This is a genomic window from Paraburkholderia caffeinilytica, assembly GCF_051027425.1.
Lineage (GTDB): Bacteria > Pseudomonadota > Gammaproteobacteria > Burkholderiales > Burkholderiaceae > Paraburkholderia > Paraburkholderia caffeinilytica_A.
The window spans coordinates 1,887,672-1,913,826 of record NZ_CP186552.1 but is presented as its reverse complement, the minus strand read 5'-3'; the positions used below and the strand labels follow the sequence as shown (position 1 = coordinate 1,913,826).

At 62.6% G+C, this 26,155-nt stretch carries 21 protein-coding genes and 1 pseudogene; 13 read left to right on the top strand and 9 right to left on the bottom strand.

Annotated elements, in window-relative coordinates:
* Positions 1-59 precede the first annotated feature (59 nt).
* Genes ACOSV0_RS08410 through ACOSV0_RS08400 form a run of 3 tightly spaced genes read left to right on the top strand, consistent with a single transcriptional unit; the run spans position 60 to position 3,184 of the window.
* Complete coding sequence (locus ACOSV0_RS08410; protein WP_434109836.1) at positions 60-1,343, top strand: aromatic ring-hydroxylating oxygenase subunit alpha; 1,284 nt, start codon at positions 60-62, stop codon at positions 1,341-1,343.
* Positions 1,340-1,840 carry an aromatic-ring-hydroxylating dioxygenase subunit beta gene (locus tag ACOSV0_RS08405; RefSeq protein WP_434109835.1) on the top strand — a complete coding sequence of 167 codons (501 nt, stop codon included), beginning with the start codon at positions 1,340-1,342 and terminating at the stop codon, positions 1,838-1,840. Before ACOSV0_RS08410 ends, ACOSV0_RS08405 begins: the two co-directional genes overlap by 4 nt.
* Before the next feature lie 27 nt (positions 1,841-1,867).
* Complete coding sequence (locus tag ACOSV0_RS08400; protein ID WP_434109834.1) at positions 1,868-3,184, top strand: MFS transporter; 1,317 nt, start codon at positions 1,868-1,870, stop codon at positions 3,182-3,184.
* 70 nt (positions 3,185-3,254) lie between these two features.
* Here ACOSV0_RS08400 and ACOSV0_RS08395 read toward each other — a convergent pair whose 3' ends face one another.
* The gene (locus tag ACOSV0_RS08395; RefSeq protein ID WP_434109833.1) at positions 3,255-4,757 is read right to left on the bottom strand and encodes a PAS domain-containing sensor histidine kinase; all 1,503 of its coding nucleotides are present in this window, start codon (positions 4,755-4,757) and stop codon (positions 3,255-3,257) included.
* 314 nt (positions 4,758-5,071) lie between these two features.
* Here ACOSV0_RS08395 and ACOSV0_RS08390 point away from each other — a divergent pair, with 314 nt between their 5' ends.
* The 5 genes from ACOSV0_RS08390 to ACOSV0_RS08370 all read left to right on the top strand — a co-directional run bounded on the left by ACOSV0_RS08390 (position 5,072) and on the right by ACOSV0_RS08370 (position 9,221).
* Positions 5,072-6,208, top strand: a complete 1,137-nt coding sequence (locus tag ACOSV0_RS08390; protein WP_434110215.1) for an acyl-CoA dehydrogenase family protein — start codon at positions 5,072-5,074, stop codon at positions 6,206-6,208.
* A 48-nt stretch (positions 6,209-6,256) separates the two neighbouring features.
* On the top strand, positions 6,257-6,634 hold the full coding sequence (locus ACOSV0_RS08385; protein WP_434109832.1) for a hypothetical protein: 378 nt from the start codon (positions 6,257-6,259) through the stop codon (positions 6,632-6,634).
* A gap of 20 nt (positions 6,635-6,654) precedes the next feature.
* Complete coding sequence (locus tag ACOSV0_RS08380) at positions 6,655-7,170, top strand: nuclear transport factor 2 family protein (RefSeq protein ID WP_434109831.1); 516 nt, start codon at positions 6,655-6,657, stop codon at positions 7,168-7,170.
* Positions 7,167-8,294, top strand: a complete 1,128-nt coding sequence (locus ACOSV0_RS08375; protein WP_434109830.1) for an amidase — start codon at positions 7,167-7,169, stop codon at positions 8,292-8,294. Before ACOSV0_RS08380 ends, ACOSV0_RS08375 begins: the two co-directional genes overlap by 4 nt.
* 183 nt (positions 8,295-8,477) lie before the next feature.
* Positions 8,478-9,221: an SDR family NAD(P)-dependent oxidoreductase gene (locus ACOSV0_RS08370; RefSeq protein ID WP_434109829.1), complete on the top strand. Its 744-nt coding sequence runs from the start codon at positions 8,478-8,480 to the stop codon at positions 9,219-9,221.
* A gap of 362 nt (positions 9,222-9,583) precedes the next feature.
* Here ACOSV0_RS08370 and ACOSV0_RS08365 read toward each other — a convergent pair whose 3' ends face one another.
* Positions 9,584-10,246 carry a response regulator transcription factor gene (locus ACOSV0_RS08365; RefSeq protein WP_434109828.1) on the bottom strand — a complete coding sequence of 221 codons (663 nt, stop codon included), beginning with the start codon at positions 10,244-10,246 and terminating at the stop codon, positions 9,584-9,586.
* A gap of 412 nt (positions 10,247-10,658) precedes the next feature.
* On the opposite strand from ACOSV0_RS08365, the gene hpaC reads away from it, so the two are divergent.
* Positions 10,659-11,198 (top strand): 4-hydroxyphenylacetate 3-monooxygenase, reductase component, encoded by a 540-nt coding sequence (gene hpaC, locus ACOSV0_RS08360; protein ID WP_434109827.1) that lies wholly within the window; start codon positions 10,659-10,661, stop codon positions 11,196-11,198.
* Positions 11,199-12,121: 923 nt separating this feature from the next.
* Here hpaC and ACOSV0_RS08355 read toward each other — a convergent pair.
* The 3 genes from ACOSV0_RS08355 to ACOSV0_RS08345 all read right to left on the bottom strand — a co-directional run bounded on the left by ACOSV0_RS08355 (position 12,122) and on the right by ACOSV0_RS08345 (position 13,996).
* Positions 12,122-12,511, bottom strand: a complete 390-nt coding sequence (locus ACOSV0_RS08355) for a copper resistance CopC family protein (RefSeq protein ID WP_434109825.1) — start codon at positions 12,509-12,511, stop codon at positions 12,122-12,124.
* Between the two features lie 30 nt (positions 12,512-12,541).
* Positions 12,542-13,438: a hypothetical protein gene (locus ACOSV0_RS08350; RefSeq protein WP_434109823.1), complete on the bottom strand. Its 897-nt coding sequence runs from the start codon at positions 13,436-13,438 to the stop codon at positions 12,542-12,544.
* Positions 13,439-13,543: 105 nt separating this feature from the next.
* Complete coding sequence (locus tag ACOSV0_RS08345; protein ID WP_434110213.1) at positions 13,544-13,996, bottom strand: DUF2946 domain-containing protein; 453 nt, start codon at positions 13,994-13,996, stop codon at positions 13,544-13,546.
* 264 nt (positions 13,997-14,260) lie between these two features.
* Here ACOSV0_RS08345 and ACOSV0_RS08340 point away from each other — a divergent pair, with 264 nt between their 5' ends.
* Positions 14,261-15,610, top strand: coding sequence for a TAXI family TRAP transporter solute-binding subunit (locus ACOSV0_RS08340; protein ID WP_434109822.1), 1,350 nt, complete (start codon positions 14,261-14,263; stop codon positions 15,608-15,610).
* A 174-nt stretch (positions 15,611-15,784) separates the two neighbouring features.
* Here ACOSV0_RS08340 and ACOSV0_RS08335 read toward each other — a convergent pair.
* The 4 genes and pseudogenes from ACOSV0_RS08335 to ACOSV0_RS08320 form a co-directional block, all read right to left on the bottom strand.
* Positions 15,785-16,531, bottom strand: a pseudogene (locus ACOSV0_RS08335) (ProQ/FinO family protein); the annotation flags it as partial.
* Between the two features lie 458 nt (positions 16,532-16,989).
* A complete protein-coding gene (locus ACOSV0_RS08330) occupies positions 16,990-17,352 on the bottom strand; it encodes a hypothetical protein (RefSeq protein WP_434109821.1) in 363 nt (120 codons plus the stop codon).
* A 423-nt stretch (positions 17,353-17,775) separates the two neighbouring features.
* Positions 17,776-19,122, bottom strand: coding sequence for an ATP-binding protein (locus ACOSV0_RS08325; RefSeq protein ID WP_434109820.1), 1,347 nt, complete (start codon positions 19,120-19,122; stop codon positions 17,776-17,778).
* Entirely contained in the window at positions 19,122-19,781 is a 660-nt protein-coding gene (locus tag ACOSV0_RS08320) for a response regulator (protein ID WP_434109819.1), read from the bottom strand. The genes ACOSV0_RS08325 and ACOSV0_RS08320 overlap by 1 nt, the downstream gene beginning before the upstream one ends.
* Before the next feature lie 418 nt (positions 19,782-20,199).
* Here ACOSV0_RS08320 and ACOSV0_RS08315 point away from each other — a divergent pair, with 418 nt between their 5' ends.
* The 3 genes from ACOSV0_RS08315 to ACOSV0_RS08305 are packed head-to-tail and all read left to right on the top strand — an operon-like array spanning position 20,200 to position 25,716.
* Positions 20,200-21,546, top strand: a complete 1,347-nt coding sequence (locus ACOSV0_RS08315) for a TolC family protein (protein WP_434110212.1) — start codon at positions 20,200-20,202, stop codon at positions 21,544-21,546.
* On the top strand, positions 21,536-22,672 hold the full coding sequence (locus tag ACOSV0_RS08310) for an efflux RND transporter periplasmic adaptor subunit (RefSeq protein WP_434109818.1): 1,137 nt from the start codon (positions 21,536-21,538) through the stop codon (positions 22,670-22,672). Before ACOSV0_RS08315 ends, ACOSV0_RS08310 begins: the two co-directional genes overlap by 11 nt.
* On the top strand, positions 22,669-25,716 hold the full coding sequence (locus tag ACOSV0_RS08305; protein WP_434109817.1) for an efflux RND transporter permease subunit: 3,048 nt from the start codon (positions 22,669-22,671) through the stop codon (positions 25,714-25,716). The genes ACOSV0_RS08310 and ACOSV0_RS08305 overlap by 4 nt, the downstream gene beginning before the upstream one ends.
* Positions 25,717-26,155: the final 439 nt, after the last annotated feature.

The window sequence follows — 26,155 nt, the reverse complement described above, 5'->3', positions numbered from 1 at the left end:
TGACGCATATCAGTGGGTCAGCGAGACTTTGCTCCATCGACCACCCACATACGACTCTAATGAGCGATTCCTCATATCAGACCGTCGACACGAGCGCCTTGTACCAGCGCGCGCAGTCCGACCGCGTCGCCCCGTCGCTGTATTACGACCCGGCGGTTTTCGAAACCGAACTCGAGCGCATTTTCTACAAGACGTGGATCTGGGTCGCGCACGAAAGCGAACTGCCGAACCCGGGCGACTTCCGCACCACCACGATCGGCCGCCAGCCGGTGATCGTGGTGCGCGACAAGAGCGGCGCCGTCAACGTGCTGCAAAATCGCTGCCGCCATCGCGGTGCAACCGTGTGCGAGCAGCACAAGGGCAACGCGAAGGGCTTCACGTGCCCGTATCACAGCTGGACCTATGGCCTCGACGGCGCATTGCGCGCGCTGCCCTACGGCGACGGTTATGAAGGCGTGATCGACAAGACCGAGTTGCCGCTCGCCAGTTTGCGCGTGGGCATCTATCAAGGCCTGATCTTCGCAAGCTTCAATCAGGAGATCGAGCCGCTCGAAGATTTCCTCGGCGGCGCCAAGCCGTGGATCGACCTGTTCATGAAGCAAGGCGCGGGCTATCCGATCAAAGCCAACGGCGAACACCGTTTCCGCTTTAACGGCAACTGGAAGATCCAGCTCGAAAACACCACCGACCTGTATCACTTCCCCGTCGTCCACAAGTCGTGGATGAAATCGATCGACGACGAAACCGCCGCGGCGATCACAAGCTTCATGACGAGCGACGACGCCTTCTGCCGCTCGCTCGGCAACGGCCATAGCCTCGCCGTGCTGGTACCGGAACTCGTCGATCTCGACAAGGACGACGGCGCGCCCATTCCCGAGCGCTTTCAGGAACTCGCCGCCACGCTTGGCGAAAAGCATACGCCCGACGAAGTGCGCCGCATCGTGCGTTCGCTGATGGGTGTCGGCTTCAACCTGAATCTGTTTCCGAACCTCGCACTCTCGATGGCGTTTTTCCGCGTGTTGCGGCCCATCTCGGCGAACGAAACGGAAATCCGCCACGTCGCCCTTGCCATGGACGGCGGTCCCGACGAAGCGAACCGCGTGCGTCTGCGCATTCACGAACACTTCCAAGGCCCGTTCGGTTTCGGCAGCCCGGACGATGCCGAGGCATGGGAACGTGTGCAACGCGGCTCGCACGCCGGTCCCGATCTGCCGATCCTCGTGAACCGCGGCCTGAATCGCGAGAGCACCGCGCCAAACGGCGAAAAGACCGCACACGCCACCGACGAAACGGGGATGCGCGAAGCGTACGCGCAATGGCGCACGATGATGGAGCAAGCATGATGGACAACAGGAACACGCTGTTCTCGCAGCAGACCTTTGCCGGCGCGATCGAATTGATCTGGCGCGAAGCCGAGTTGCTGGACCGCAAGGATTATCGCGAGTGGCTTTCGCTATGGGACCCGGCAGGCTTCTACGTGGTGCCGATCGAGCACGACACCACCGACTTCGCCGCCACATTGAACTACGCGTACGACGATCAGGACATGCGCGAAAAACGCGTGCAACGCATGACGTCCGGCTATTCGGCCTCGGCGAGCGACGCCGCCCGCACGGTACGCACGGTCTCGCGCTTCACGCTGACGAGCGATACGAGCGACGAAGTCGAGGTGAATTCCGCGCAGATCATCGTCGCGTACAAGCGCGGCAAGTCGACCCTGTTCGCGGCGGATCTCTCGCATCGCATCAGTTTCGCGAGCGGCGAGCCGCGTATCGTACAGAAGGTGATCCGCCTGATCGATTCGACCGAGGCACTCAGCGCCATCGGCTTCCTGTTGTAATAGACGACGCTACCCGCGAGCACGACGATGCCCAACGACACGCTTTCCCCCACGGCCGTATCAGCCGCCACGCCAGCGGCGCCTGCGACCTCGCGGACATTGCGGCGGATCATCGTCGCCTCCGTGCTCGGCAACGCGCTCGAATGGTACGACTTCTTTCTGTACGGCACGGCGGCGGCCCTGATCTTCGGGCCGCTGTTCTTCCCGCTGCACGGCGATCCGTTATTGGGCACCCTCGCCGCCTTCGCGGGCTTTGCGATCGGTTTCCTGGCGCGGCCGCTGGGCGGCATCGTGTTCGGCCACATTGGCGACCGGCACGGCCGCAAACGCGCGCTCGTCGTGACGCTGATGATGATGGGCGTGGCGACCTTCGGCATCGGTCTGTTGCCGACATTCTCGCAAATCGGCTTCCTCGCGCCGATCGCGCTCATCTGTTTGCGGGTCGTGCAAGGCATCGCGTCCGGCGGCGAATGGGGCGGCGGCGTGCTGCTCATCAGCGAGAGCGCGCCTGCGAATCGTCGCGGCTACTACGCATCGTTCAGTCAGTTGGGCGTGGCGGGCGGCTTCGTGCTGTCGGCGGCCGCGTTCTATCTGGTGCAGCGGTTGCCGGTGGAAAGCTTCATGTCATGGGGGTGGCGCCTGCCGTTTCTGGCGAGCGTGCTGATCTTCGGCGTCGGTGTGTATATTCGCCGGAGGCTGCCTGAGAGCCGCGATTTCACCGCCGCAAAACCGAAGCACATGCCGGTGCTGACCGTGCTGCGCAATCACCCGAAACAGGTATTGCAGGCGATGGGGCTGCGTATCGCCGAAAACGGCGGCACGTATATCTTCCTCTCGTTCGTGCTGGTGTACGGCAAGACGATCGGCGTGCCGGTCGCGGTGATGCTCGGCGGCGTGATGCTCGCCATGACGCTCGAACTCCTTACTATCGTGCTGTGGGGCCGGCTATCGGACGTGATCGGGCGCAGGCCGGTGTATATGATCGGCGCGCTCGGTCTCGTTGTGATCGCGTTTCCCGCATTCTGGCTGATCGATACGCATGAGCCGCTGCTGGTGTTTCTGTCGCTCGCCTTGGGCTTGCCCTTCTGCCATGCCGCGATGATCGGCACGCAGCCCGCGCTGATGGGCGAACTCTTCCCCACCGAGGTCCGCTATTCGGGCATGGCGCTCGGCCACGAAATCGCTTCGGTGTTTTCCGGCGGACTCGCGCCTCTGGTCGCTATCGCGTTGTATTCGAAGTTCCATGCGCCGTGGCCGGTCGCCTTGATGCTGATCGGTTTCGGTCTCATCACCGCGATCACGCTTGTGACCATTCCGAAGAACATCAACACGACGCATGATTAAGAATGCGCCCGGCACGGCTCATGGGGCGGGTGCTTGCGGTGCGCCGCCCATTGCTGCGCACCTGGCACGATCAGCTGGTGGCAACGGCCACGAGCGGCAGCGTAAAGCAGCATTGGAGTCCGCCCTGCTGCGCCGGTTTGGCCCAGATTTCGCCACCATGCCGCGTGACGATGTTTTTGCACAGCGACAAGCCGATGCCGTTACCGCCCGCCTTCGACGAAGAAAATCCATCGAAGAGGCGGCCATGCGCTTCGGCAGGTACGCCCGGGCCGTTGTCGATGACCTGCACGAGCGCATGTTTTCCGCGCAGGCTGGTGACGAGGCGCAATTCACCACGTCGTGCTGCGGTATTGGTGTACCCCGTCGTGCATTCCGTCAGCGCCTCGATTGCATTGAACGCCAGATTCAGCACCACCTGACCGATCAGCACGCGCTCGCAAAACACGGGCAAAGCTTCAGGTGCGCGCTCGATCGTGACCGCCACCCCCGCCTCTTTGGCGCGCAATTCGATAAAGTACGCGACGTCCGCGATGATGTCGCGCAGATCCGCATGCGTCTCGCTCGGTTCCCGTTTGACGATGTAATCGCGCACGCTCTTGATGATCACGGCCGCGTGCTCGGCCTGACGATCGGCGCTGCGCAAGCCCCACAGCGCGTCGTCGATGGGACCGGGTTGGGCGAGCCGCAAAATCGCGCCTTCAATGAAATTGCGTACCGCGGCGAGCGGTTGGCTCAACTCGTGCGCGATGGCGGTCGCCATTTCGCCCATTGCGTTGTAGCGGCCCGCGTATTCCAGCAGCCGCGCCTCGTGACGGCGCGCTTCTTCAACGGCGACCTCTTCGGTGATGTCGCGAAAGTGCAGCAGACGGCCGTTGAGGTCGTCTTCGATCTCGATCCGTCTGCACGTGATGCGCAACCAGCCCGGCGTGCCATCGCGGCGCGTGATGCGATAACGCTGCGGCGCCGAAGGCTGGATGCGCGGTGCGCTGGCGATCTGTTCGAGCAGACGGTCGCGATCCGATTCGCTGCAATAGTCGAGTACGTCGCCCATCGGCGCGCCCTCTTCCAGACCCAGCACGCGCCGTCCGGATTCGCTGACGAATTCCACTTCGCCCGCGGGTGTCAGTACGGCCACGCCTTCGCCGAGATCCTGCATGAACTCGCGCAGCCTCGACTCGTAGCGCCGCAGCGTCTGCTTGAGCGAATCTTCAACGCTGATGTCGCGGAACTGCACCATCACCACCGCGCGCTCGCGCAAGGGCACGTACGTAGCGATCGCCTCGGACAGCATATCGACCCCGTTACGCGAGCGGTAACACCACTCGTAGACCTGCGGGCCCTTGGTGATCGCACGGTCCATCGCCCCGACGCCGATCTCGCGCCGGTACTTCGGCACCGGGCGGGTCATATCCTTTGCCTTGAGCGGCAGCAGTTCGTCGAGCGTAAAGCCGAGCGCCTCGCAGGCCGCGCGATTGGCCCACACGATCGCCTTCGTCCTAGCGTCGTGCAGCAGCACGCACAGCGTCAGCGCGTCGAGCAGGCGGTGGAAATCTTCTTCGGCGGGGAAATTCATCGGGCGAGACGCTGGAAAAATTCGATCACGTATGGGAAGGAACATAACACCAGTCGGCACGATTCGCGTCTGAAGATTTCTTTAGAGACCCCCGGCGTGATACCTAAAAACGCATCACGTGTCCCAATTGAAGCGTTCTTTTTGCATTTCTAGACTGGCTTCACCCCGCACGTACCGTCACCGGCTTCTTTGCCCGCGACCCAGGCGTGCCTCGTGTTCCAGCCGATAACGAATCAAGGAGATGCCCCGCTATGTCAGACACCGCCATCGACAATGTTGCCGCGACCACCGACGCTGACGCCGGCCTGGACGCAATGCGTTTGCCGCTCGCCGACGTCATCGTCGAAATCGCCGCGCGGCGCGAGGAATTCGAGCGCCTGTCACACGTACCGCGCGACGTGATCGCGAAGCTCAAGCGCGCGGGCGTGTATCGCGCGGCCACGCCGAAGCGGTTTGGCGGCGATGCGCTCGCGCCCAGCGCATTCCTCGACATGATCGAGCGCATCGCGGTGGCGGACGGTTCGGCGGCATGGGTTGCGAGTTTCGGCTCGGCGAATGTGTATCTCGCGGCCTTGCCGCTGGCCACTCAGGCACACATCTACGCCGACGGTCCCGATCAGGTGTTCGCGGGCGGCCTCTTTCCCGTGCAACCCGCACAGTCCGCCGACGGCGGCTGGCGTGTGAACGGCACGTGGAAATTCGCGAGCGGCTGCAAGGGTGCGGATTGGCTCGGCGTGGGAATCGGCGTGACAGGCTCAGGCACGGGTGGTGCTGCGGCCGTGCCCGGCAAGCCACGCACGGCCGTGTTCCGCCCGCATCAGGTCGAGATCGTCGAAAACTGGGACGTGGTCGGCATGCAAGGCACCGGCAGTCACGATCTGCGCGTCACCGATCAATTCGTCGCCGACGACTGGACCTTCGTGCGCGGTGGCAAACCGTGCGTGGACGAACCGCTGTATCGCTACCCGACGATCGCTTACGCCGCGCAAGTGCTGGCCGTGGTCAACCTTGGGCTGGCGCGTGCGGCGCTCGATGTCGCCAACCAGATGGCCGGCGGCCGCAAGACCACGACCGGCGCGCCGCAACTCGCCGACCGTGCGTACTACCGGATCGAACTGGCGAAAGCCGAAGCGCAACTGCGTTCGGCTCGCGCGTTCTTCTACGACACCTCCGATGACGTCTGGCAATCGATTCTCGCCGGCAATCCCGTGACGCCGGAGCAGACCAGCCTGCTGCGTCTGGCCGCGACGCAGATTGCCCGAGAAGGCGCCGAGGTGGTGCAGCGCGCCTATCGGCTCGGCGGCACGATGGCGATCTACCGCACGCATCCATTGCAGCGCCTGCTGCGCGACGCGATGGTGGTCACCCAGCACGCGTTTCTCGGTGAAGGCAATTTCGACGGCGCCGGTGCGGTGTTCGTCGGCGTACCGCCGATTCCGGGCTACCTGTAAGCCATTTTCTGCATTTTCCCTTCAAACGATTTCATGGAGAACCCAACAATGACCGATAACCCGAAGCTGCCCTTGCGCGTTCTGTTCTGCTGCGGCGTGACGCAAAATTTCTTCGACTTGCCGCGCGAGAAGATCGGCGAAGTCTGGCAGGCCTACGGCAAGATGCTGGCTGCGGTCGAATCGATGGAAGGCGTCAGCGTGCTCGGCATCATGGACGACGACCGCCTCACGGTCGGCAATGCCGACAACTCGCCATGGACCTTCTACATCATGGCCGACGTGCGCGACTTCGATACGGCCGTGGCGGTGTGCAATCTGTATCGCACCACGCCGGTCGGCGAATATAACCTGTGGCGCTACGGCAAGATCGAAGCACGCGTCGGCCGAGCGCTGGAAGTGCCGCCGCAACATGCCAACGCGGCCTGAGCATCCCGGGACATGACACGATGAACGATACCCCGGATACGCTTGTCAGGTTGACCGAACGGCTCGCCGCGCTCGAAGCCGAATCCGCGGTGCGCCGCACGATGGCGCGCTATATGGCGCTCTGCGATGTGCCCTCGGGTGCGCTCGATAGCGAGACGCTCGCGGCGCTCTTTGCTGCCGACGCGATCTGGGAAGGCATCGGCCCGCAGTACGCGAGCAAGTTCGGCCGCCTCGCCGGCCATGCGGAGATTCTCGCAATGCTCACGCGCTACCTGCCGCCGTCGCCGCATTTCTCGGTGAACGTGCACTTCCTCACGTCGGAAACCATCGAGGTACAGGGCGCAACCGCTAAAGGCCGCTGGATCATGTTGCAAGCGTCCGGCTATGTCGACACACCGGCAGAGTTGATCTCGGCGCGCCTCGAAGTGGATTTCGCGCCCGCCGGCAATGGCCGCGACTGGCTCATCACGCACTTTCGCACCGAGCGTCTTTTCGATGCGCCCTGGCAAGTCAATGCAAGGAAACCGAACCCATGAACGAGTTTATTCAGACCTTGTCGCTAGGCGGCACCGGCCCCAGCATCGCGATCAAGGACACGATCGATATCGCCGGCTACGCGACCACGGCCGCAAGCCGCTCGTTGGCTGACGCGCCCCCTGCCCAGCAGCATGCGGAAGTCGTGGAGCGATTGCTCGATGCCGGCTGGCACATTGTCGGCAAGGCGAACATGCATGAACTGGCGTTCGGCATGACCGGTATCAACGACTACACTGGCACGCCACGCAATCCCCAGGACGCTTCGCGTATTCCTGGCGGCTCGTCGAGCGGTTCGGCGGCGGCCGTCGGTTTGAAGCTTGCCGATGCCGCGCTGGGTACAGACACCGGCGGTTCGATTCGCGGCCCCGCTGCGTGTTGCGGCGTGATCGGTTTGAAGCCGACTTACGGACGCGTCTCCCGGCGCGGCGTCGCACCGCAGAAATCGACGCTCGATTGCGTCGGGCCGTTCGCACGCGAGATGCAGACGATCATTGCCGCGATGCAAGCGATCACCGCCGACTTCGACGCGCATGCCGCTCACGCAGTACCCGCAGGCACGTGGAATGTCGGCATCGTGCAGGTCGACGCAACGCCTGAAATCCTCAAAGCGGTTGCACGTGCAGCAGGCCAGACCGGTTGCAGCGCGCGCACCGTGGAACTCGCAGACTTTGCTGCCGCTTTCGAAGCGGGCCTCTCGATCATCAACGCCGAAACCTCGCATGCGTTCGGGCACCTCGTGGCAACCAGCAAGCTCGGCGCCGACCTCGACGCGCGACTACGCACCGCTGCAAAAACAACCGCCGCGCAACTCGACGCGGCGGAATCGGTACGCCGGCAATTCACTGCGGCTGTCGATCACGCGCTCGAAAGCGTGGACGTACTGATTCTCCCCACACTGCCCGCGCTGCCGATCACGCTCGACGAAGCACGCGGAGGCACCTCGGTCATCGCCATGTCGTCATTGATCCGGCCGTTCAATGTGAGCGGCCATCCGGCGCTGAGCTTGCCTTTGCCTATCGACGGCTCGCCGCTCAAGGCGGGCTTGCAGATCGTTGGACGCAAAGGTGCGGATGAACAGGTCTGCGCGATTGCGGCACGCTTCGAAGCGGCCCTCGCCGCTTAAGGCGGAAAAAAGAGTTGGGTAAATGTGCTTGCCACATGATGTTGGCAAGTGAAATTGCCATTTTGAACTGCCGTTTGCGCCTGCAAAACAAGCCTGACAAATGGACTCAACCAATGAGCCAAACAAACAGGCGACGCACAAAGCCGCTGCAAAAAGCGGCCGTTCTCTCAAGGAGTAGAAGCAATGCAGAACAGAGTCGTACTCGTCACCGGCGCCGCGCGTGGTCTCGGCGCCGCGATTGCCACGCGCTTTCATGCGGCGGGTTACGCGGTTGCCATTGGCGACATTGCGCTAGATGCCGCGCAAGCTCTTGCCCGCGAACTGAGCGCCGACGGCTCAAGCGCCTTTGCACTCAATCTCGACGTCACCTCGAAGGCCTCGTTCGAATCCGCACGCGATGCCATCCTGCAGCGCTGGGGCCGTATCGATGCGTTGATCAACAATGCGGGCGCATCCAAAGTCGTCCCCGTGATGGAGATCACCGCCGAGCAGTTCGATCAGGTGATCAACGTGAATCTGCGCAGCGTGCTGTTCGGCTGCCAGGTGTTCGGCCGGCATTTCGCCGATGCCGGCGCAGGCCGCATCGTCAACATCGCCTCGCTGGCCGGACAGAACGGTGGATCGGCCACCGGCGCGCACTATGCCGCGGCCAAAGGCGGCGTCATCACGTTGACCAAAGTGTTCGCGCGTGACCTCGGCGCGGCGGGCGTAACCGTCAATGCTATTTCTCCCGGACCGATGGATCTGCCGATCGTGCACGAGAGCGTCGCACCCGACAAGCTGAAGGCGGTAATCGCCAACATTCCCGCGGGACGTCTGGGCTCAGCGGACTATGTCGCCGATGTCGCGGTCATGCTGGCCGCGGAGAACGCTTACTTCGCGAACGGCGCGTGCTGGGATGTGAACGGCGGGTTGTTCATGCGGTAAATGCACGATGCGTTCGTGGTGCGTTCGCGGTGCGTTTGCGGTGCGGTGCGGTGCGTTTGCGATGCGACGCGTTTGCGATGCGACGCGTTTGCGGTGCGACGCGTTTGCGGTGCGACGCGTTTGCGGTGCGACGCGTTTGCGGTGCGACGCGTTTGCGGTGCGACGCGTTTGCGGTGCGACGCGTTTGCGGTGCGACGCGTTTGCGGTGCGACGCGTTTGCGGTGCGACGCGTTTGCGGTGCGGTGCATTTGCGGTGCAGTGCGTTTGCGGTGCGGTGCGGTGCGGCGCAGTGCGGTGCGGTGCGGTGCGGTGCGGTGCATTCGTGGCCTACACCAATGCTTACGTTCACGCATTGGTGTGTTTCAACGCAGTGTACCGCCCGTGGCCGCCTCCTGATCCCACACCGCCATCACGTCGCGCACCAGCATCGCGATCGACGCCGCGCCGAGCTTGTCTTTAATGCTCGCACGATGCACGTCGACGGTCTTGACGCTGATCGACAGATCGGAGGCGATACGCTTGCTGCCCTTGCCGTCGATCACGCCGCGCAGCACCTCTTTCTCGCGTGCTGTTAGCGATTCCAGGCGCTTGCGCAACTCGCGCTGCTTCTGGTTGGCCACGTGACGAAGCGCAGCCAGTTTCAACGCGCGTTGCACGCGGTCGAGCATCTGCTGCGAGTTATACGGTTTCTCGACAAAATCGATCGCGCCGTTCTGCAGAGCACGCACTGACATGGGAATGTCGCCGTGACCGCTGACGAAGATAATCGGCAACGTCGCGCCTTGACGATTCAGTTCCGCTTGCACGTCGAAGCCGCTTTGCTCCGGCATGCGCACATCGAGCACGAGACACGCCGGCACGCCCGGATCAAACGCGCTCAGAAAATCATTTGCGTTGGCAAAGCCCGCCGACTTCACGCCGACCGATTCGAGCAGCCACGCAAGCGACGTACGCATGCCGTTGTCGTCGTCGACGATATAGACGATCGGTGCAAGAGACGGTGTGGACTGAGACGCGTGGGACATGGAGTAAACACGGAGTAAGTCGGAACGGTTCGGGGAATGTGCGACTTGAAGCTGTGATTCGGGGCTGCAACTTAAGGCTGCGATGCGAAACTGCAACTCGAGGCTGCAAATCGAGGCTGCAAATCGAGGCTGCAATTCGAAGCCGCGATTCGAGGCCGCGATTCGAAGCCGCGATTCGAAGCGTCTTGCCGACTCATGATAATCAGTAGAAAAAGCGCTGCAAAGCGATAGTTACCCTGTAGGGCGGATTAATGTCCCTCATGCGCGTGCCGTTCAGACACGTATTGGGGAAAGCTTTAGATGGATTGGGAAAGATGCTCCCTTACGCGCCGTTCGCGCGGATTTTTTTCCGTACGTGGATTGATTACGCTTGAATCCAGATCCATTCCGCGCCTATCGAGGAGCCCAGAACATGAATCCGCATCCGCAATTGACTCCCTCCGTTGACGCCGAGCTGGTTGCAAAACAGCAATTCCGTCAGGCCATGGCGCATCTATCCGCGGCCGTGAACGTCATTACGACGGCCGGCCCGCATGGACGTTGCGGCGTGACCGCGAGCGCCGTGTGCTCCGTCACCGATACGCCGCCCACGCTGCTCGTCTGTCTGAACCGTTCGAGCGCGATGCACGCCACCTTTGAACGCAACCGGCATGTTTGCATCAACGTGTTGCCTGGGGAGCACGAATTGCTTGCGCGCCACTTCGCTGGCATGACGCAGGTGCCGATGGATGAACGCTTCGGCTGGCCGATCTGGGACGAAGGCACGCATGGGGTGCCGGTATTGCGCGATGCGCTCGCGAGTCTGCAGGGCGAGATTGTCGATCTGAAGGAGGTGGGCTCGCACTCGGTGATGTTCGTCAAAACTACATGTGTGAGTGTGCGCGCGGACGGCGATGGGTTGATTTATTTTGATCGCAATTTTCATCGGATCAAGAGGTTGGCGTCGGTTTGATTTTTTTGCCTGCTCGGCGCGTTGTTGTTGTGTGCCTGCGCGGCGCTTTCTTGTATGCCTATGGCGTTGGGTTTTCCTTGATTTGTTTGCCTGCGTAGCGCTTGTTGTCTGTGTTTTTATGGTGTTGGCCTTTCCTTGAATTGATATTGGTCTATTAGCGTTCGCCCCTGTGCGGGGCAGGCACTTACTTTCTTTGCCGCCGCAAAGAAAGATAAGCAAAGAAAGCGGCTCACACCGCTAATTCTGAAGCGGGCCCCCCGCGCAGTTACGGTAGTGGCGCATCTGGAATCTGTGCTCCCGCACATTCGATGCTCGTGACAAGGCCGTCATACTTCCGGCGGCGCTACGCGCGCCGAAGCTGCACCCATAAAACCATCCGCTGGGTTTTTCGCCCTCGTATTTTGCTCTGCACCGTCGCTCGTCATCGCACCGCAACTGTGGCTGGTGCTGGTGCTGCAACTGCGGCGGTGGTAATGACTGCGACTGCAACCGGATCTGCGGCGACTACAACAGCCGCATGCCGACATTTCATTCGAAGCGGGGCGCGCGCATGGACGCAGAGGCACCTCGCCGAGGCGAAGCCGAGGGCCCCCACCATACCCAAACGAAACCCCTGGTTTCCCATGCAGACCCATCCGCGACGCACGCAGTGCGAAGTGGGAGCGGATGAGCCCTTTGTCACTAGCGCTGAATGTGCGAGGGCACGGATTCCAGATGCACCACTATCGTGGCTGTGCGGGGGACCCGCTTAAGAGTTAGCGGTGTGAGCCGCTTTCTTTTGCCTACTTTTCTTTGCGGCAGGCAAAGAAAAGTAGGTGCCTGCCCCGCACAGGGGCGAACGCTAATAAACCACGAAGAAAGCAAGGAAAGGCCAACGCCGCAGGCAGACAACAACAAGCGCCGAGCAGGCAAAAAAACCACCCCTACTTCACATCAAACCCATAATCCCCATGCGTACGATGCCCATCAGAAGCCACCGCCACCCAATGCACGGTGTAGTGCCCAGCCCCAAGCAACGGCAACGGCACACTCATCTGCGCCGTCTGACGCGCATCCACCACAGATTTCTCCGTATTCACCTGCTTGCCGCTCGCATCGGTAACCGTCAGCGAACTGAATGACGGCTCGAGCGGCCCGTCGAAAATCACGCGCACCTGTGCGGGCGATGCCACCGTCGCGCCCGCGCCCGGCTCCTGTTTCTGCGGAAATACATGAGCGAAAGCGGCGCTCGCAAACACGAGCCCTGCAATCAGCATGGGCACCTTCGCCGCGGCGCGCAGCCAGCACAACCAGTCATGTCGATCGTTTTTCATCGTTTGCTCCTGCATCAGGGTACTACTACGTTACTGGAAGAGAGGTTTGCCGATCGTGGTCGGCGCGACGTCATCGAAAAAGATGTGGGCCTGGACCAGAATGCCCACGTGCGAGCCGCTTGCATGGTTAATCGGGATTTGCGCTTCAACGCCGAACTGGCCATAGCGGTTGATCCAGATGAAGCCCGGATTGACCGTGCCTGTCGTCTGCCCCTGGCTTCTCGAGAGCGGAACTTCCACCAGCGGAATAACGTTCGCCAAGGGCTGCGGCAAACCGATGTCGTGCACGTGCTGCTGCAGATACGGCAAGCTGTATTGCACCGTGAAGCCATAGTTGAACGCGTTCGGCTGCCCCGCTCCAGTCGTCAGCGCCGGGCCCGCTTCAGCCGTGATCGCGATCGGCCGCAGATAAGCCAGCGATGCCGGAAGGTCGCCCATACCCTTGCCGGCGTAAATCGTCGGCGAGATGGTCGAGAAGTTGTCCGCGATCGCTCGGCTTCCCGTGCCGCCGAGTTCGGCGTTCACACCCACGGAGGTCATGAACTCGTGTTCGTCGTTGACGTACAGCAGGTACTTCAAACCGACGCCGAAATTGTCGAAGCCGTGCGCCTTCGGGTTGTTCTGCATCGCGTAGGTGCCGTCCACCGACACCGCCAGGCGCGGCGTGATCAGTTTGTCGTACTCGAAGTCGAAAGTATTGATGCTTTGATCGCCGGTATCGCCCGGCACACGCTGGTGGCCGTATTCGAAATTGGCTTCGTCGCCGACACCGGGATCGTCGACTGCCATCGTCGACGGAAAGACGCGATTACCCGCAATCGCGTGGGCGCTGGCGAGTGAAGGAGCAAAGAGAAATGCGCTGGTGGCGGCCGCGATGAGCGACGCCACGCGCAGCGGCATCGCGCTGCGCGTGAGTTGGGTTTGCATGGTTCATCCTGTTCATGGGTCGTGACAATGTCGGCGCGCGCGTCGATAGACGCACGTGCAGCGGCATCGCGATGCGGTCATGGCATCGCGCCGGTGTGACTCGAATCAGGAAACGAACGGCGGCGCGCGAGGCTGCGCGAATGTGAGCGGTTCGACGCGGCGAACGCTCTCGAAGCGGGTGGCGACGGTGTGCTGAAGCGCGCGGACGGTGACGGAGAACAGCGCCTCGACGCTCGGCACCACGGGCATGTGGGCGAGCAGACTGCAATAGCCGCAGGCGTCGCCGCCGGACGTGGCAGCGTGCGTGTGTTTGCCGCTGGTATCGCCCGAGGCCTGATCCTGCATCGAGGGCATGAAGGACATGGAAAGCATCGAGGACATGGCGTCCACTTCCAGCCCGGACGCCTTCGACGATGTCGAGCAGAGCCCGGCTTCCCTTCGGATTTCATCGCCGCTGCGTGCAGCGAGCGAATGCGAGATCGTCGGCGCGAGCGTGGCCATCAGGATCGCAAACAATCCCAGCCAACTGCCAATCTTCCGATGGAAACGACTCAAGATGCGCCCGGCGACACGTTTAGAAGCTGTGGTGGATTATGCCACGGCCTATCGCGTGTCCTGATCGGCAAAGCGCTGCTTATGCCGGACATTTCACCTGCGTGCAGCACGCGCATCCGCTGCAGCGCCACGGCACCGCAATGGCGGGACTTCACTCGCCGCCCGATGGTCCGGCGGCCAGCCGCGGTCAATAGAGCAAACTGCCAACGGCAAACCCGCTACGGACAGTAGACAATGCGTTATCCCGGCCATCTGCACGGAGTGTCCATGAAAGCGCATCGTCCGCGTCCTCCGCACTTTCCCGGCGACGATTCGCATGCGGAGTGGCGCGATCACACCTTGCCTTACGTCATCGTGGCCGCGCTGTTCGTGCTGATGATCACGCTGATCGTCTGGCTGGTCGATCCGGCGCCGCCGAAAACCATCACGATCAGCGCGGGCCCCCACGACAGTTCGTTCCTGGTCGCCGCAAATCGGTACAAGACGATTCTCGCCCGCAACGGCATCACGCTGAAGGTGCTGGAATCCGACGGCTCGGTGCAGAATCTGCATCGTCTGCTGGACCCGAAGCAGCATGTCGATCTCGCGCTCGTGCAAGGCGGCGTGGCCGACGGTCTCGATACCTCGTCCCTGATGTCGCTCGGCAGCGTTTTCTATATTCCGGTGGTGGTGTTCTATCGCGGCACGGGCGTGAGCGAGCTTTCAGAACTGGAAGGCAAACGGATTGCCATCGGCCGCGAAGGTAGCGGCACGCGCCTGCTGGCGCTCAAACTGCTGGAGGCGAACGGCATTGAACCGGGCGGCAACACGGTGCTGGTTCCGAGCGATGGTATGCAGGCCGCCACGCAGCTCGTGGCCGGCGACGTCGACGCGGCGATCCTGAACGGCGACTCCGCCACACGCGGCTTGATGCTGCGGCTTCTGAAAGTGCCCGGCATCTCCGTGATGAATTTCGACGAAGCCAGCGCCTATACGCGCCTTTTTCCCTATCTCAACGAGATCGATCTGCCGCCCGGCGTACTGGATCTCAGGCACAGAGTCCCGCCCGACACCATCCATCTGATCAGTCCGACGGTCGAGCTCGTGGCCCGGACCAATCTGCATCCGGCCATTTCCGACTTATTGATCGAGGCCGCGCAGGAGGTGCACGGCACGGCTGGGCTGTTGCAGCACGCGGGGGAATTCCCGACTCCGGTCGCCCATGAATATCAGATCAGCGAAGACGCACAGCGCTACTACAAGACCGGCAAGAGTTTTCTCTACCGCGCGCTGCCGTTCTGGCTCGCGAGCATCGGCGATCGCACACTCGTTCTGTTGCTGCCGATGGCGGTGCTGCTGTTTCCGGCGATGCGGCTGATCCCGGCGCTGTACCGGTGGCGCGTGCGCTCGCGCATTTATCGCTATTACGGCGCGCTGATTGCGATCGAACGTGGCGCATTCGGCGACTCGACCGACGAGGAGCGCAAGCAGCTGTTCGCAAAACTCGATCAGATCGAAGCGTCGCTTAACCGCTTACGTATGCCGCTCGCATACGCCGACGCGTTCTATGTGCTGCGCGAGCACGTCGGCTTCGTACGCGGCCGGCTGACCGCGGCGGCGCAAGGCGGCCACCCCTAGGCGGGGTGGCGGGACTCTTTATGCTTCGGCGGTGGCCGACGGTGCGGCCGGCGGCGTGGCCGATTCGGCGGCCGGGGTTTCCGTCGACGTGGCTTGCGGCTGGCTGAGCGCGTCAGCTTGCGGGCTGACCGCTGCTTGTGCCGCTGCATCGCCTGAAGCAGGTGTAGTGCCCACAGCATCGTCTGAAGCAGGCGTAGTGTCCGCAGCATTGTCTGAAGCAGGCGTAGCGCCAGTTGCATCGCCTGAAGCAGGCGTAGTGCCCACAGCATTGTCTGAAGCAGGCGTAGCGCCAGTTGCATCGCCTGAAGCAGGCGTAGTGCCCACAGCATTGTCTGAAGCAGGCGTAGCGCCAGTTGCATCGCCTGAAGCAGGTGTAGCGCCAGCAGCATTGGCCGATGCATCAGCCGACGCTGCGGCTGCTTTCGCTGCGCCTCTGCCTGCGCGATGCGCCTGCAGACGCTGCGCGCCGGCTGCTTCCTGCGCGGTGACCTTGCCTGCTTCGCCGCCCGTGACATCCACGCGCGCGGCGCCTTCGACCAGGCACTTCCAGTAGCGGCTGCCGCGGCACCACGTCTTGATCGCGTCGCGCAACTCGGCTTCGCTCAGCGACAGCTCCTTCGCGTGAACCACGAGGTCCTCGAAGATGCCGACCTTGAGCGGCAGCTTGGGCGCCGGGTTCTTCGGAAACGCGTTCGGGAAGCGTTTTTGCAGCTTACCGATCGATTTCACCACCGGGTCCACGGGCCGTGCGTCGGCGGCGGGCTTCGCGTCCGCCTTGGGAGCGGGCGCGGCGCGGCGCGGCGGCGACGGCTTGCGGGCAGGCTTCGCGCCGGGCTTGGCGACCGGCTTAGCCGCGGGTGCAGCTTCGGCGCGTGCCGCCGCCAGTTGCTTCTTCAGTTCAGCGAGTTGTTCGAAACCCATAGCGCACAATCAATCGAGAAAGACAAGATTGTAGCAGCGTGTTGGAACGCACTCGTGACAGGGGGTAATGGGGTGGGGGTCGCGTTCCGCTGTGGTGTGATTATGAGGGGGGGGTTTTGCGGTTCCTTGATCTGGATTCTTTGGGTGTTGGGCTTTGCTTGTCTGGTTGCCTGCGGCGTTGGGCCTTCCTTGGTCTGTTTGCCCGCGCGGCGCTTGTTGTCTGTGTTCTTATGGCGTTGGCCTTTCCTTGTTTTCTTCGTGGTCTATTAGCGTTCGCCCCTGTGCGGGGCAGGCACTTACTTTCTTTGCCGCCGCAAAGAAAGATAAGCAAAGAAAGCGACTCAAACCGCCAGCTTATAAGCGGGTCCCCCGCACAGCCACGGTAGTGGTGCATCTGGAATCCGTGTTCTTGCACATTCAGCGCTAGTGACAAGGGGCTCATCCGCTCCCACTCCGCACTACGTGCGTCGCGGATGGGTCTGCCAGAGAAACCTGAGGCTTCGTTTGGACGTGGTGCGGCCATCGGCTTTGCCTCGGCAAGGCGCCTCCACATCCATGTCCGCACCTCCGCTTCGGATGGAATGTCGGTGGCTGTGGCTGTTGCAGCCACCGACACCGCCATAGGCATAGGCATAGGCATAGGCATAGGCATAGGCATAGGCATAGGCATAGGCATAGGCATAGGCATAGGCATAGGCATAGCGAGAGCCACAGTTCCAGTTCCAGTTCCAGTTCCAGTTCCAGTTCCAGTTGTAGCAGAAACAGAAGCTGTAGCTGTAGCCGGCGTCGGAGCCACTGCCACTGCCGCAGTGGCAGCGCAACGACGAGCAATGGTGTGGAGCAAGATGTGGGGACGCAAAGCGCAGCGGGTGGGTTTATGAATTACGCGTCGGCGCGCGAAGCGTCGCCGGAAGTATGACTGCCTTGTCACGAACGCGAAGTGTGCGAGAACACAGATTCCAGATGCACCACTACCGTGGCTGTGCGGGGGACCCGCTTCAGAATTAGCGGTGTGAGCCGCTTTCTTTGCTTATCTTTCTTTGCGGCGGCAAAGAAAGTAAGTGCCTGCCCCGCACAGGGGCGAACGCTAATAGACCACGAAGAAAACAAGGAAAGGCCAACACCCTAAAAACACAGACAACAAGCGCTACGCAGGCAAACAAATCAAGAAAAACCCAACGCCATAGGCATACAACAAAGCGCCGCGCAGGCAAACAACCCCAATCGCCGAACAGGCAAAAAAATCACCTCTTATCATCAACCGCCGCAAGACCCCAAACCGAAACACAAACCCCACTCCGCCCATCATTATTCCGCAAGGAAAGCCCCACCTGATGCCGCGCGGCGATCCGCGCCACAATCGCCAACCCTAGCCCGCTGCCGTCGCCCTGTGCCTCTTCCCCTCGATAGAACCGATCGAAAACCCGCTCGATTTCAGCCTCCGGTATCCCGGACCCACTATCCACGACATCAAACCCCACCCGCTCGCCAGACCGCTTCAGAATCACATCCACGCGTCCACCCGGCGGCGTATGCCGGATCGCGTTGTTAAGCAGATTCCCGAGCAACACACTCATCCCATGCGGCTCGGCCAGCACCGTATAAGCGTCGTAGCCCGCGCGCGCGTCTTCGCACACGAGCCCGAGATCGATCTCCTTCGTCTCCGCGAGCAGCGAAAGATCCCCCACCGCCTGTTCGCCGATCCGGCGCAAACTCACCGACACCATGGACGTCACCGGATGCGCATCTTCACGCGCCAGCGTCAACAACTGCTGCACCAGGTGAATGATCCGGTTGACCCGCCCCTCGACGCGCTCCAGCGCATCTCCCTCGCCCTTTAACGACCCATCGCGCGAAGCCGCCTGCAATTGCAGCTTCAGCGCGGCAAGCGGCGAGCGCAACTCATGCGCGGCATCGGCGATAAACGTGCGCTGCGCCTGCGAAGCAACGTTCAATCGCTGCAACAGATCGTTGAGTGCTTCCACCAGCGGCTTGATTTCGACCGGCACGCTGCCGTCCAGACGCAATGGCTCCAGCGAATCGATCGAACGGGTGGTCAGCGCGCGCGTCAGGCCGCCGATCGGCGCCAGTCCCCGTGCCACCACCAGCAGCACCAGCACGATCGTCACCGGCACCAGCACGCCGAGCGGCCACAACGTATGCAGCGCCAGTTGCAGCGCGAGGTCTTCGCGCACGGAGATCGGTTGCGCAACCTGGATATACCGGTCCGACTGTTCCAGCCCGAACGCGCGCCAGTGATTCTCACCGCGCTCGACCGTGCTGAAACCCGCAGGCAAACGCGCGAATGCCGGCTCCTGCATCGAGTGATAAATGAGCTTTCCGGAGCGGTCCCAGATTTCGATCAGCACCCGGTCGTCGGCCAGATCGCCGAGGTCGGGGTTGCGATGCTCGCCGTTGCCCGCACCGGCCAGATTCGACGGCAACGACAGCGCCACCGTGCGCAGCTCGTAGTCGAACAGTTCGCCCGCTTCTTCGCGCGCGGTGTGAAAGATGCCGAAGCCGGCCACAGCCGAGGCCGCGGCCAGCCCGAAAATCAACCAGCCCAGCAGCCAGCGGCGAATCGACGTCATCAGCACCTCTTCAGACGATAGCCCACGCCGCGCACGGTCACCACCTGGTCAGCGCCGATCTTGCGCCGCAAGCTGTGCACGTGCACTTCGATGGTGTTGCTGCCCACCTCCTCGCCCCAGCCGTATAGCTTCTCTTCCAGCTCCGGCTTGGTGAACACGCGCGTGGGCTCTTCGATCAACGCCTGCAGCAAGGCGAACTCGCGCGGCACGAGCGGTAGCAGCTCGCCGCCTTTGGTGACTTCGTGCGCCGCGGGATCGAGTGTGAGCTCGCCGTGCGCATAGACGGGCTGTTTCTGGCCGGTGCGCCGCCGCAACAGCGCGCGCACCCGCGCGGCCAGCTCGTCGAGGTCGAATGGTTTGATCAGGTAATCGTCGGCGCCCGCATCGAGGCCGCGAATCCGCTCGTCGACCGCGTCGCGCGCGGTCAGGATGATCACGGGCGCGGCGCCGCCGCTCTTGCGATAAGCATTGAGCACGTCGATGCCGTCCTTCTTCGGCAAGCCGAGATCGAGCAGCACGAGGTCGTACACGCCGTTACCCAGCGACAGTTCCGCCGCGCGGCCGTCTTCGGCCCAGTCGATCGCGTAGCCCGAGCGGCGCATCGCGCCCAACACCGTCTCCGCAATCATGTCGTCGTCTTCGACCAGTAGCAGACGCATGGCCTCTCCTCTCTCCAGTTTGCCCGCATTGTCCGGCCCGCTAGCTTAAGGCTCCCTTATGAGCCCCTTATGGGAAGCTTAGGCGACGCTGAAGGGAGGATTATGGGACGCTTAAATTTCGGCTAAGCGTTTCTTAAGCTCCCCATCAGCAGAATCGGCACCTGTTCTGCGACATCCGCTCGCGGCTGTCCCACTTTTGCTCAGGAGCCGGATTTTGCCTGTTTTCAACGCCGCCGCAGCGGCTATTTCAGCGGCTGCCTCAGCAACGAGGCCGCCCACCGGACCGGCCGCCCCGCTCGCGGCTGAATCACCCGCCACGTCAGAAGCCAGGCGACCGACCGGACTCACCGCCGCGTCCACCGCTAAATCGGCGGCCGCCTCCGCGGCACGGTGGCGCGCGCTCGTGCCCGTCTGCGCAATGCTGCTAGGCGGGTGCACGTGGTATCACCGCGCGCCGCTCGCGCCGCAGGATACCTCCACCTCCACCCGCTCGCTCGAACGCATCCAGATCGATCCGTCGACCATGCCGCTGCCGGAACTGGCCGCACATCGCTTCGATCCGGCCGACGGCCTCGACATGGACGAAGTCGCGATGCTGGCGGTGGCGAACAATCCCGATCTGAAACTGGCCCGCGACGATCTCGGCATCGCCCGTGCGCAAGCATATTCCGCGGGACTGCTGCCCGACCCGCAACTGAGCGTGTCCAGCGACTACCCGGGCGCGGCCGGCACCACGCGCGCGTTCAATTATGGCCTGAGCATCGACGTGATGGCGATCGTGCTGCGCAGCGCGAACAGGCAATCCGCCGACGCGACCGTGGCCAAAACCGATCTCGGCCTGCTGTGGCAGGAATGGCAGATCGTCGCCCAGGCGCGGCAGTTGTTCATCAAGACGCGCTTTCAGCAGGACACGCTGCCGCTATTGCAACAGCAACGCGACCTCGCGCGCACGCGCTACGAACGCATGGCCGAAGCACATGGCGACGGCAATCTCACCGACGACACGCTGACAGCCGCGCTGACCGCGTACAGCGACGCACGCAAGCAATATACCGACGCCGAACGGGCAGCGGAGCAGACCCATCACGATCTGAACACCCTGCTCGGCCTCTCGCCGGAGGTGCAACTGCAACTCACAGGCAGCGAAGACACGACCGAACTGCCCGACGCGACACTCGATGCCGCGCTCGCCAAACTCGCGCAACGCCGTCCGGATCTGATCGCGCTGCAAGCGGGTTATGAAGCGCAGGAACAGAAATACCGCGCGGCGATTCTTAGCCAGTTTCCGAGCCTGTCGGTGGGTTTCGTGCGTGCGCGGGACACCTCGAACATCTACACCAGCGGCTTCCAGATCAACCTGAGCCTGCCGATCTTCAACCGCAATCAGGGCAACGTCGCGATCGAAAAAGCGACACGTCAGCGTCTGCGCGACGAATATCAGTCGCGCCTGAATCAGGCTTATGCCGATGTCGACCATATGCGTGCGGACAGTGCGATTCTCACGCGGCAATTGCAGCAGACCGAAGCCGCGCTACCCGATGTCGACCTCGCCGCGCAACACGCGGCCGCGGCCTACGCGCAACACAATCTCGTCCTCGGCGCGTACACCGATGCGCAAAGCGCGGCGCTCACCAAACGTGTCGACGTCGCCACGCTGCGCGAATCGCTCGCCGAACAACGCGTCGGCTTGCAGGCGCTGCTGGGCAGCGCGATCCCCGACGCCTTCTCTTCCGCTCAGACATTCACCGAATCACATGCGAAATAGCCCACTTCCGGCGCGTTGGCCGCGCATCGCTTCTTATGCGACTACTCTTGCTTGCGTCGCGCTAATAAGCGCCGGCGCCCATGCAGCCGATGCGGCCAGCGCAACCGACACCTCCGCCGGCGCCGATGCCGCCGACTCATCCGTCGTATCCGTGCAGACCGTACGGGTGCAGCGCGCCGTCATCGCGCAACCGGTACGTGCATATGGCATCGTCGCGGCATCCGCATCGAACCTGACCACGGTCAATCTGCCCTATGTCGCGCGTATCGTGCAGATGCGCGTACAGGCCGGCCAGAGCGTGACGCGCGGCACGCCGCTCTTCGTCGTGCAAGCCGACCCTGCTGCCGTGCTCGCCGCCACTCAGGCAAAAAGCGCGGTGACGCTGGCGCAAGGCGAGCTCGCGCGCACACAATCGCTCTACGACAAAGGGCTCGCCACGCAATCGCAGCTCGCCACCGCGCGCAAGGCCGCCGAGGACGCGCAGCAGGCGCTCGCCGCGCAGAATCAGACGGGCGTCGCGAGCGGCAACAAGATCATCGCGGCGCCGCTCGACGGCGTGGTGTTGCAGGTATCGGCGGCACAGGGCGACCAGGTGCAGCCGGGCGCCGCGATCCTGCAACTGGCCGGCGGTAACGGTAAGGACGCGCGCGCGAACGTCATGCTTGGCGTCGAGCCGTCGGACGCCCCTGCTATCCATGCCGGCGACACGGTCACCCTGCACGGCCTGTCCACCTCGCTCGTGAAGGCCGCAGCGGACGGCCATGTCGTGCTGGTCGGCGCATCGGTCGATCAGCAAAGCCAGCTTGTCAATGTCGGCGCGAACGTCCCGCTCGGACAGAGCGCGTTCATTCCGGGCACGCGCGTCAGCGCCGATATCGCCACGCGCAGCGGCACGCATTGGGTCGTGCCGCGTGCCGCCGTGCTGAAGGACGACAAAGGCGCCTACGTATTCCAGATTACGCCGCAAAACAAGGCACGCCGAGTGGCCGTGGTCATGCAGGTCGAGAACGGCGAGCGCTACGGTGTGGATGGCCCGATCGACGGCGCGCAGGGCCTCGTCGTCAGCGGCAACTATGAGTTGAAGGACGGCATGGCGGTGCGGGCCGGCGGAGGCGCGCCGCGATGAATTTCGGTCAATGGATGCAGAAGCACCGGCGCTCGTTGCTGTTCGTGATCGCGTTGCTGGCGATCGCGGGCGCACTGACCGCGTTTCGCCTGCCGATCTCGCTGTTCCCGAACGTCGCGTTTCCGCGCGCCGTCGTCTCGCTCGACGCGGGCGACCGCCCCGCCGAACAGATGGCGACGCTCGTTACGATGCCGGTCGAAGAAGCGCTGCGGCGCGTGCCGAATGTACGCGACGTCGAATCGACCACAAGCCGCGGTTCGGCGGAAATCTCGATCAATTTCGACTGGGGCACCGACATGGCGCAAGCCACGTTGCAGGCGCAGTCGGCCATCAGCGAAATCCTCGCGACGCTTCCGCAAGGCACCTCGATGCAGGTGCGGCGCATGGACCCGACCGTGTTCCCGGTGCTCGCGTATAGCCTGACGTCGAAACAGCAGTCGCTGTCGGCGCTGCGCGATCTTGCGCAGTTCCAGATGCGCCCGTTGCTGTCGTCGGTGGAAGGCGTGGCGCGTGTCGAAGTGACGGGCGGCGCGCAGGACGAATTCGAAGTCGCGATCGATCCGGCACGCCTCGCCGCTTACAAGCTCTCGCTCTCCGATGTGTCGAAAGCGATCGGCGCGAGCAACGTGCTGATGGCTACCGGCCGCATCGAGGATCACTACAAGTTGTATCTCGTGATCGCCAACAGCACGATCACGCAACTCGACGAACTGCGCAACGTGGTGGTGTCGGCCAACGGCGCGACGCAAATCCGCCTCGGCGACATCGCGACAGTCCGCCAGGGCGTCGTGCCGCAATGGATGCGCGTCACCGCCGACGGCCAGGACGCCGTGCTGCTCAACGTCTATCAGCAACCGGGCGCGAACAGCGTGGCGATGGCCAAGGCGATCCGTGCGAAGCTCGCCGACTTCCAGCATCAGATGCCGGCGGGCGTGCATCTCTCGAACTGGTACGACCAGAGCGAACTGGTGATCGCCTCGGCGACCAGCGTGCGCGACGCGATCATGATCGGTGTGGTGCTCGCGGCATTCACGCTGTTTGCCTTCCTGCGCAACTGGAAAATCACCGCGATCGCGGTCGCGCTGGTGCCGGTCGTGATGGCCGCGACGATCCTGCTGCTCGACGTGTTCGGCATGGGCTTCAACATCATGACGCTCGGCGGGATGGCGGCCGCGGTCGGCCTCGTGATCGACGACGCCATCGTGATGATCGAACACATCGTGCGACGCATGCGCGAAGGCGGCGCGCACAAATTCCACGGCCGCGTGATGACGGCGGCACTCGAATTCACGCGGCCGCTTGCCGGTTCGTCGGCCGCGACGCTGATCATTTTCGTGCCGCTCGCGTTTCTGTCCGGCGTGACGGGTGCATTCTTCAAGGCGCTCTCGGTGACGATGGCAAGCGCCCTGTTCATTTCGTTTCTTGTCACCTGGCTCGCGGTGCCGATTCTGTGCGACCGCTGGCTAAAGCCGAAGGACGCCGAGGAACACAAGGAAACCCGCTTTGCTGCATGGATGAACCGGCGCTACGGCTTTCTGATCGAGCGTGTGACAGCACGGCCGATTCTCGTGCTGCTCGGCCTGCTGCCGCTGATCGTCGTGGCCGCGTTCGCCTTCACGCGTGTGGGCAGCGGCTTCATGCCAAGCATGGACGAAGGCGGTTTCGTGCTCGACTATCACACCGACCCGGGCACGTCCGTAACCGAAACCGACCGGTTGATGAAGCAGATCGAAGGCATCATTCGCGCGAATCCGAATGTCGCGACCTATTCGCGCCGCACCGGCGCCGGCCTCGGCGGCGATCTGAACGAGCCGAACAAGGGCGATTTCTTCGTGCGGCTGAAATCGACTGGGCGTGAGCCGATCGAAACCGTGATGGAAGAGATCCGCTCGAAGATCGAGACGCAGGTGCCGGGCGTGAGCATCGAACTCGCGCAATTGATGGAGGACCTGATCGGCGATCTGACCGCAGTGCCACAACCGGTCCAGATCAAGATCTACTCCGACGACCAGAACACGCTCGACACCACTGCCCGCAAGGTAGCCGCGCAAATCGGCAAAATCCAGGGCGTGGTGGATGTGAACGACGGCATCAACCCGGCCGGCGACGCGCTCGAACTGCACATCCGTCCCGAGGCCGCGGCGGCCGAGGGGATGGACCCGCAGTCGATTGCCCAGGCGGTTTCCGACATGGTGGAAGGCAACGTTGCAACGCAATTCCAGACCGGGCCGAAGACGGTGGGCGTACGGGTGCGCGTGGCGGGTGCGCTGAAGCTGACCGATACGCAACTGGGGCAATTGCAGATTCGCGCACCGGACGGCCATCTGTTCGCGCTGAACCGTGTCGCCGATCAGGTGACGGTGACCGGCCAGCCGGAAATCAGCCGCGACAACCTCAAACGGATGGTGGCCGTGACGGCGCGAATCGACGGCCGCGATCTCGGCTCGACCATCGCGGATGTACAGAAGGCGCTCGGCGACAAGAGTCTGTTGCCGAGTGGCGTGTATTACGAGTTGGGTGGTTTGTACCAGCAACAGCAGATTGCCTTCAAGGGTTTGTTGAGCGTGTTCGGCGCCGCGATTGCGTTGGTGTTTGGGTTGCTGCTGTTTCTGTACGAACGCTTTCGCGTTGCGCTGGCGGTGATGGCGATGCCGTTGCTGGCGGCGGGCGCGGTGTTTATTGGCTTGTGGATTACCGGCATCGAGTTGAACATCTCCGCGATGATGGGGATGACGATGATTATCGGTATCGTGACCGAGGTGGCGATTTTTTATGTATCGGAGTTGCAGGGGCTGATTCGGGACGAAGGCGTGGGGTTTGAGGAGGCGCTGATCGCGGCGGGGCGGAATCGGTTGCGGCCGATTGCCATGACCACGATTGCGGCTATTCTGGCGCTTCTGCCGCTTGCTTTTGCCCTCGGGCAAGGGTCGGCTATGCAGCAGCCTTTGGCGGTTGCCATTATTTCCGGATTGATTGTGCAGTTGCCGTTGGTGTTGTTGTTGTTGCCGGTGGTTTTGAAGTTATTGATGAGGGAGGTTATTTAAAAGGGGGTTTTTTGCCTGCGCGGCGCTTGTCTGGTTGTATGCGGTGATGGGATTTTTTTGTTTGATTGCCTACGGCGTTGGGTTTTGCTTGTCTGGTTGCCTACGGCGTTGGGCTTTCCTTGTCTGGTTGCCTATGGCGTTGGCCTTTCCTTGAATTGATATTGGTTTATTAGCGTCGCCCCTGTGCAGGGCAGGCACCTACTTTTCTTTGCCTGCCGCAAAGAAAAGTAGGCAAAAGAAAGCGGCTCACACCGCTAACTCTTAAGCGGGTCCCCCGCACAGTCACGGTAGTGGTACATCTGGAATCCGTGTTCCCGCACATTCGGCCTTCGTGACAAGGCCGTCATACTTCCGGCGACGCTACGCGCGCCGACGCGCGCTTCATAAAACCGACCTCCGCGTTTCGCATTCGCACTTCATTCGGCATTCCGCCGAGGCG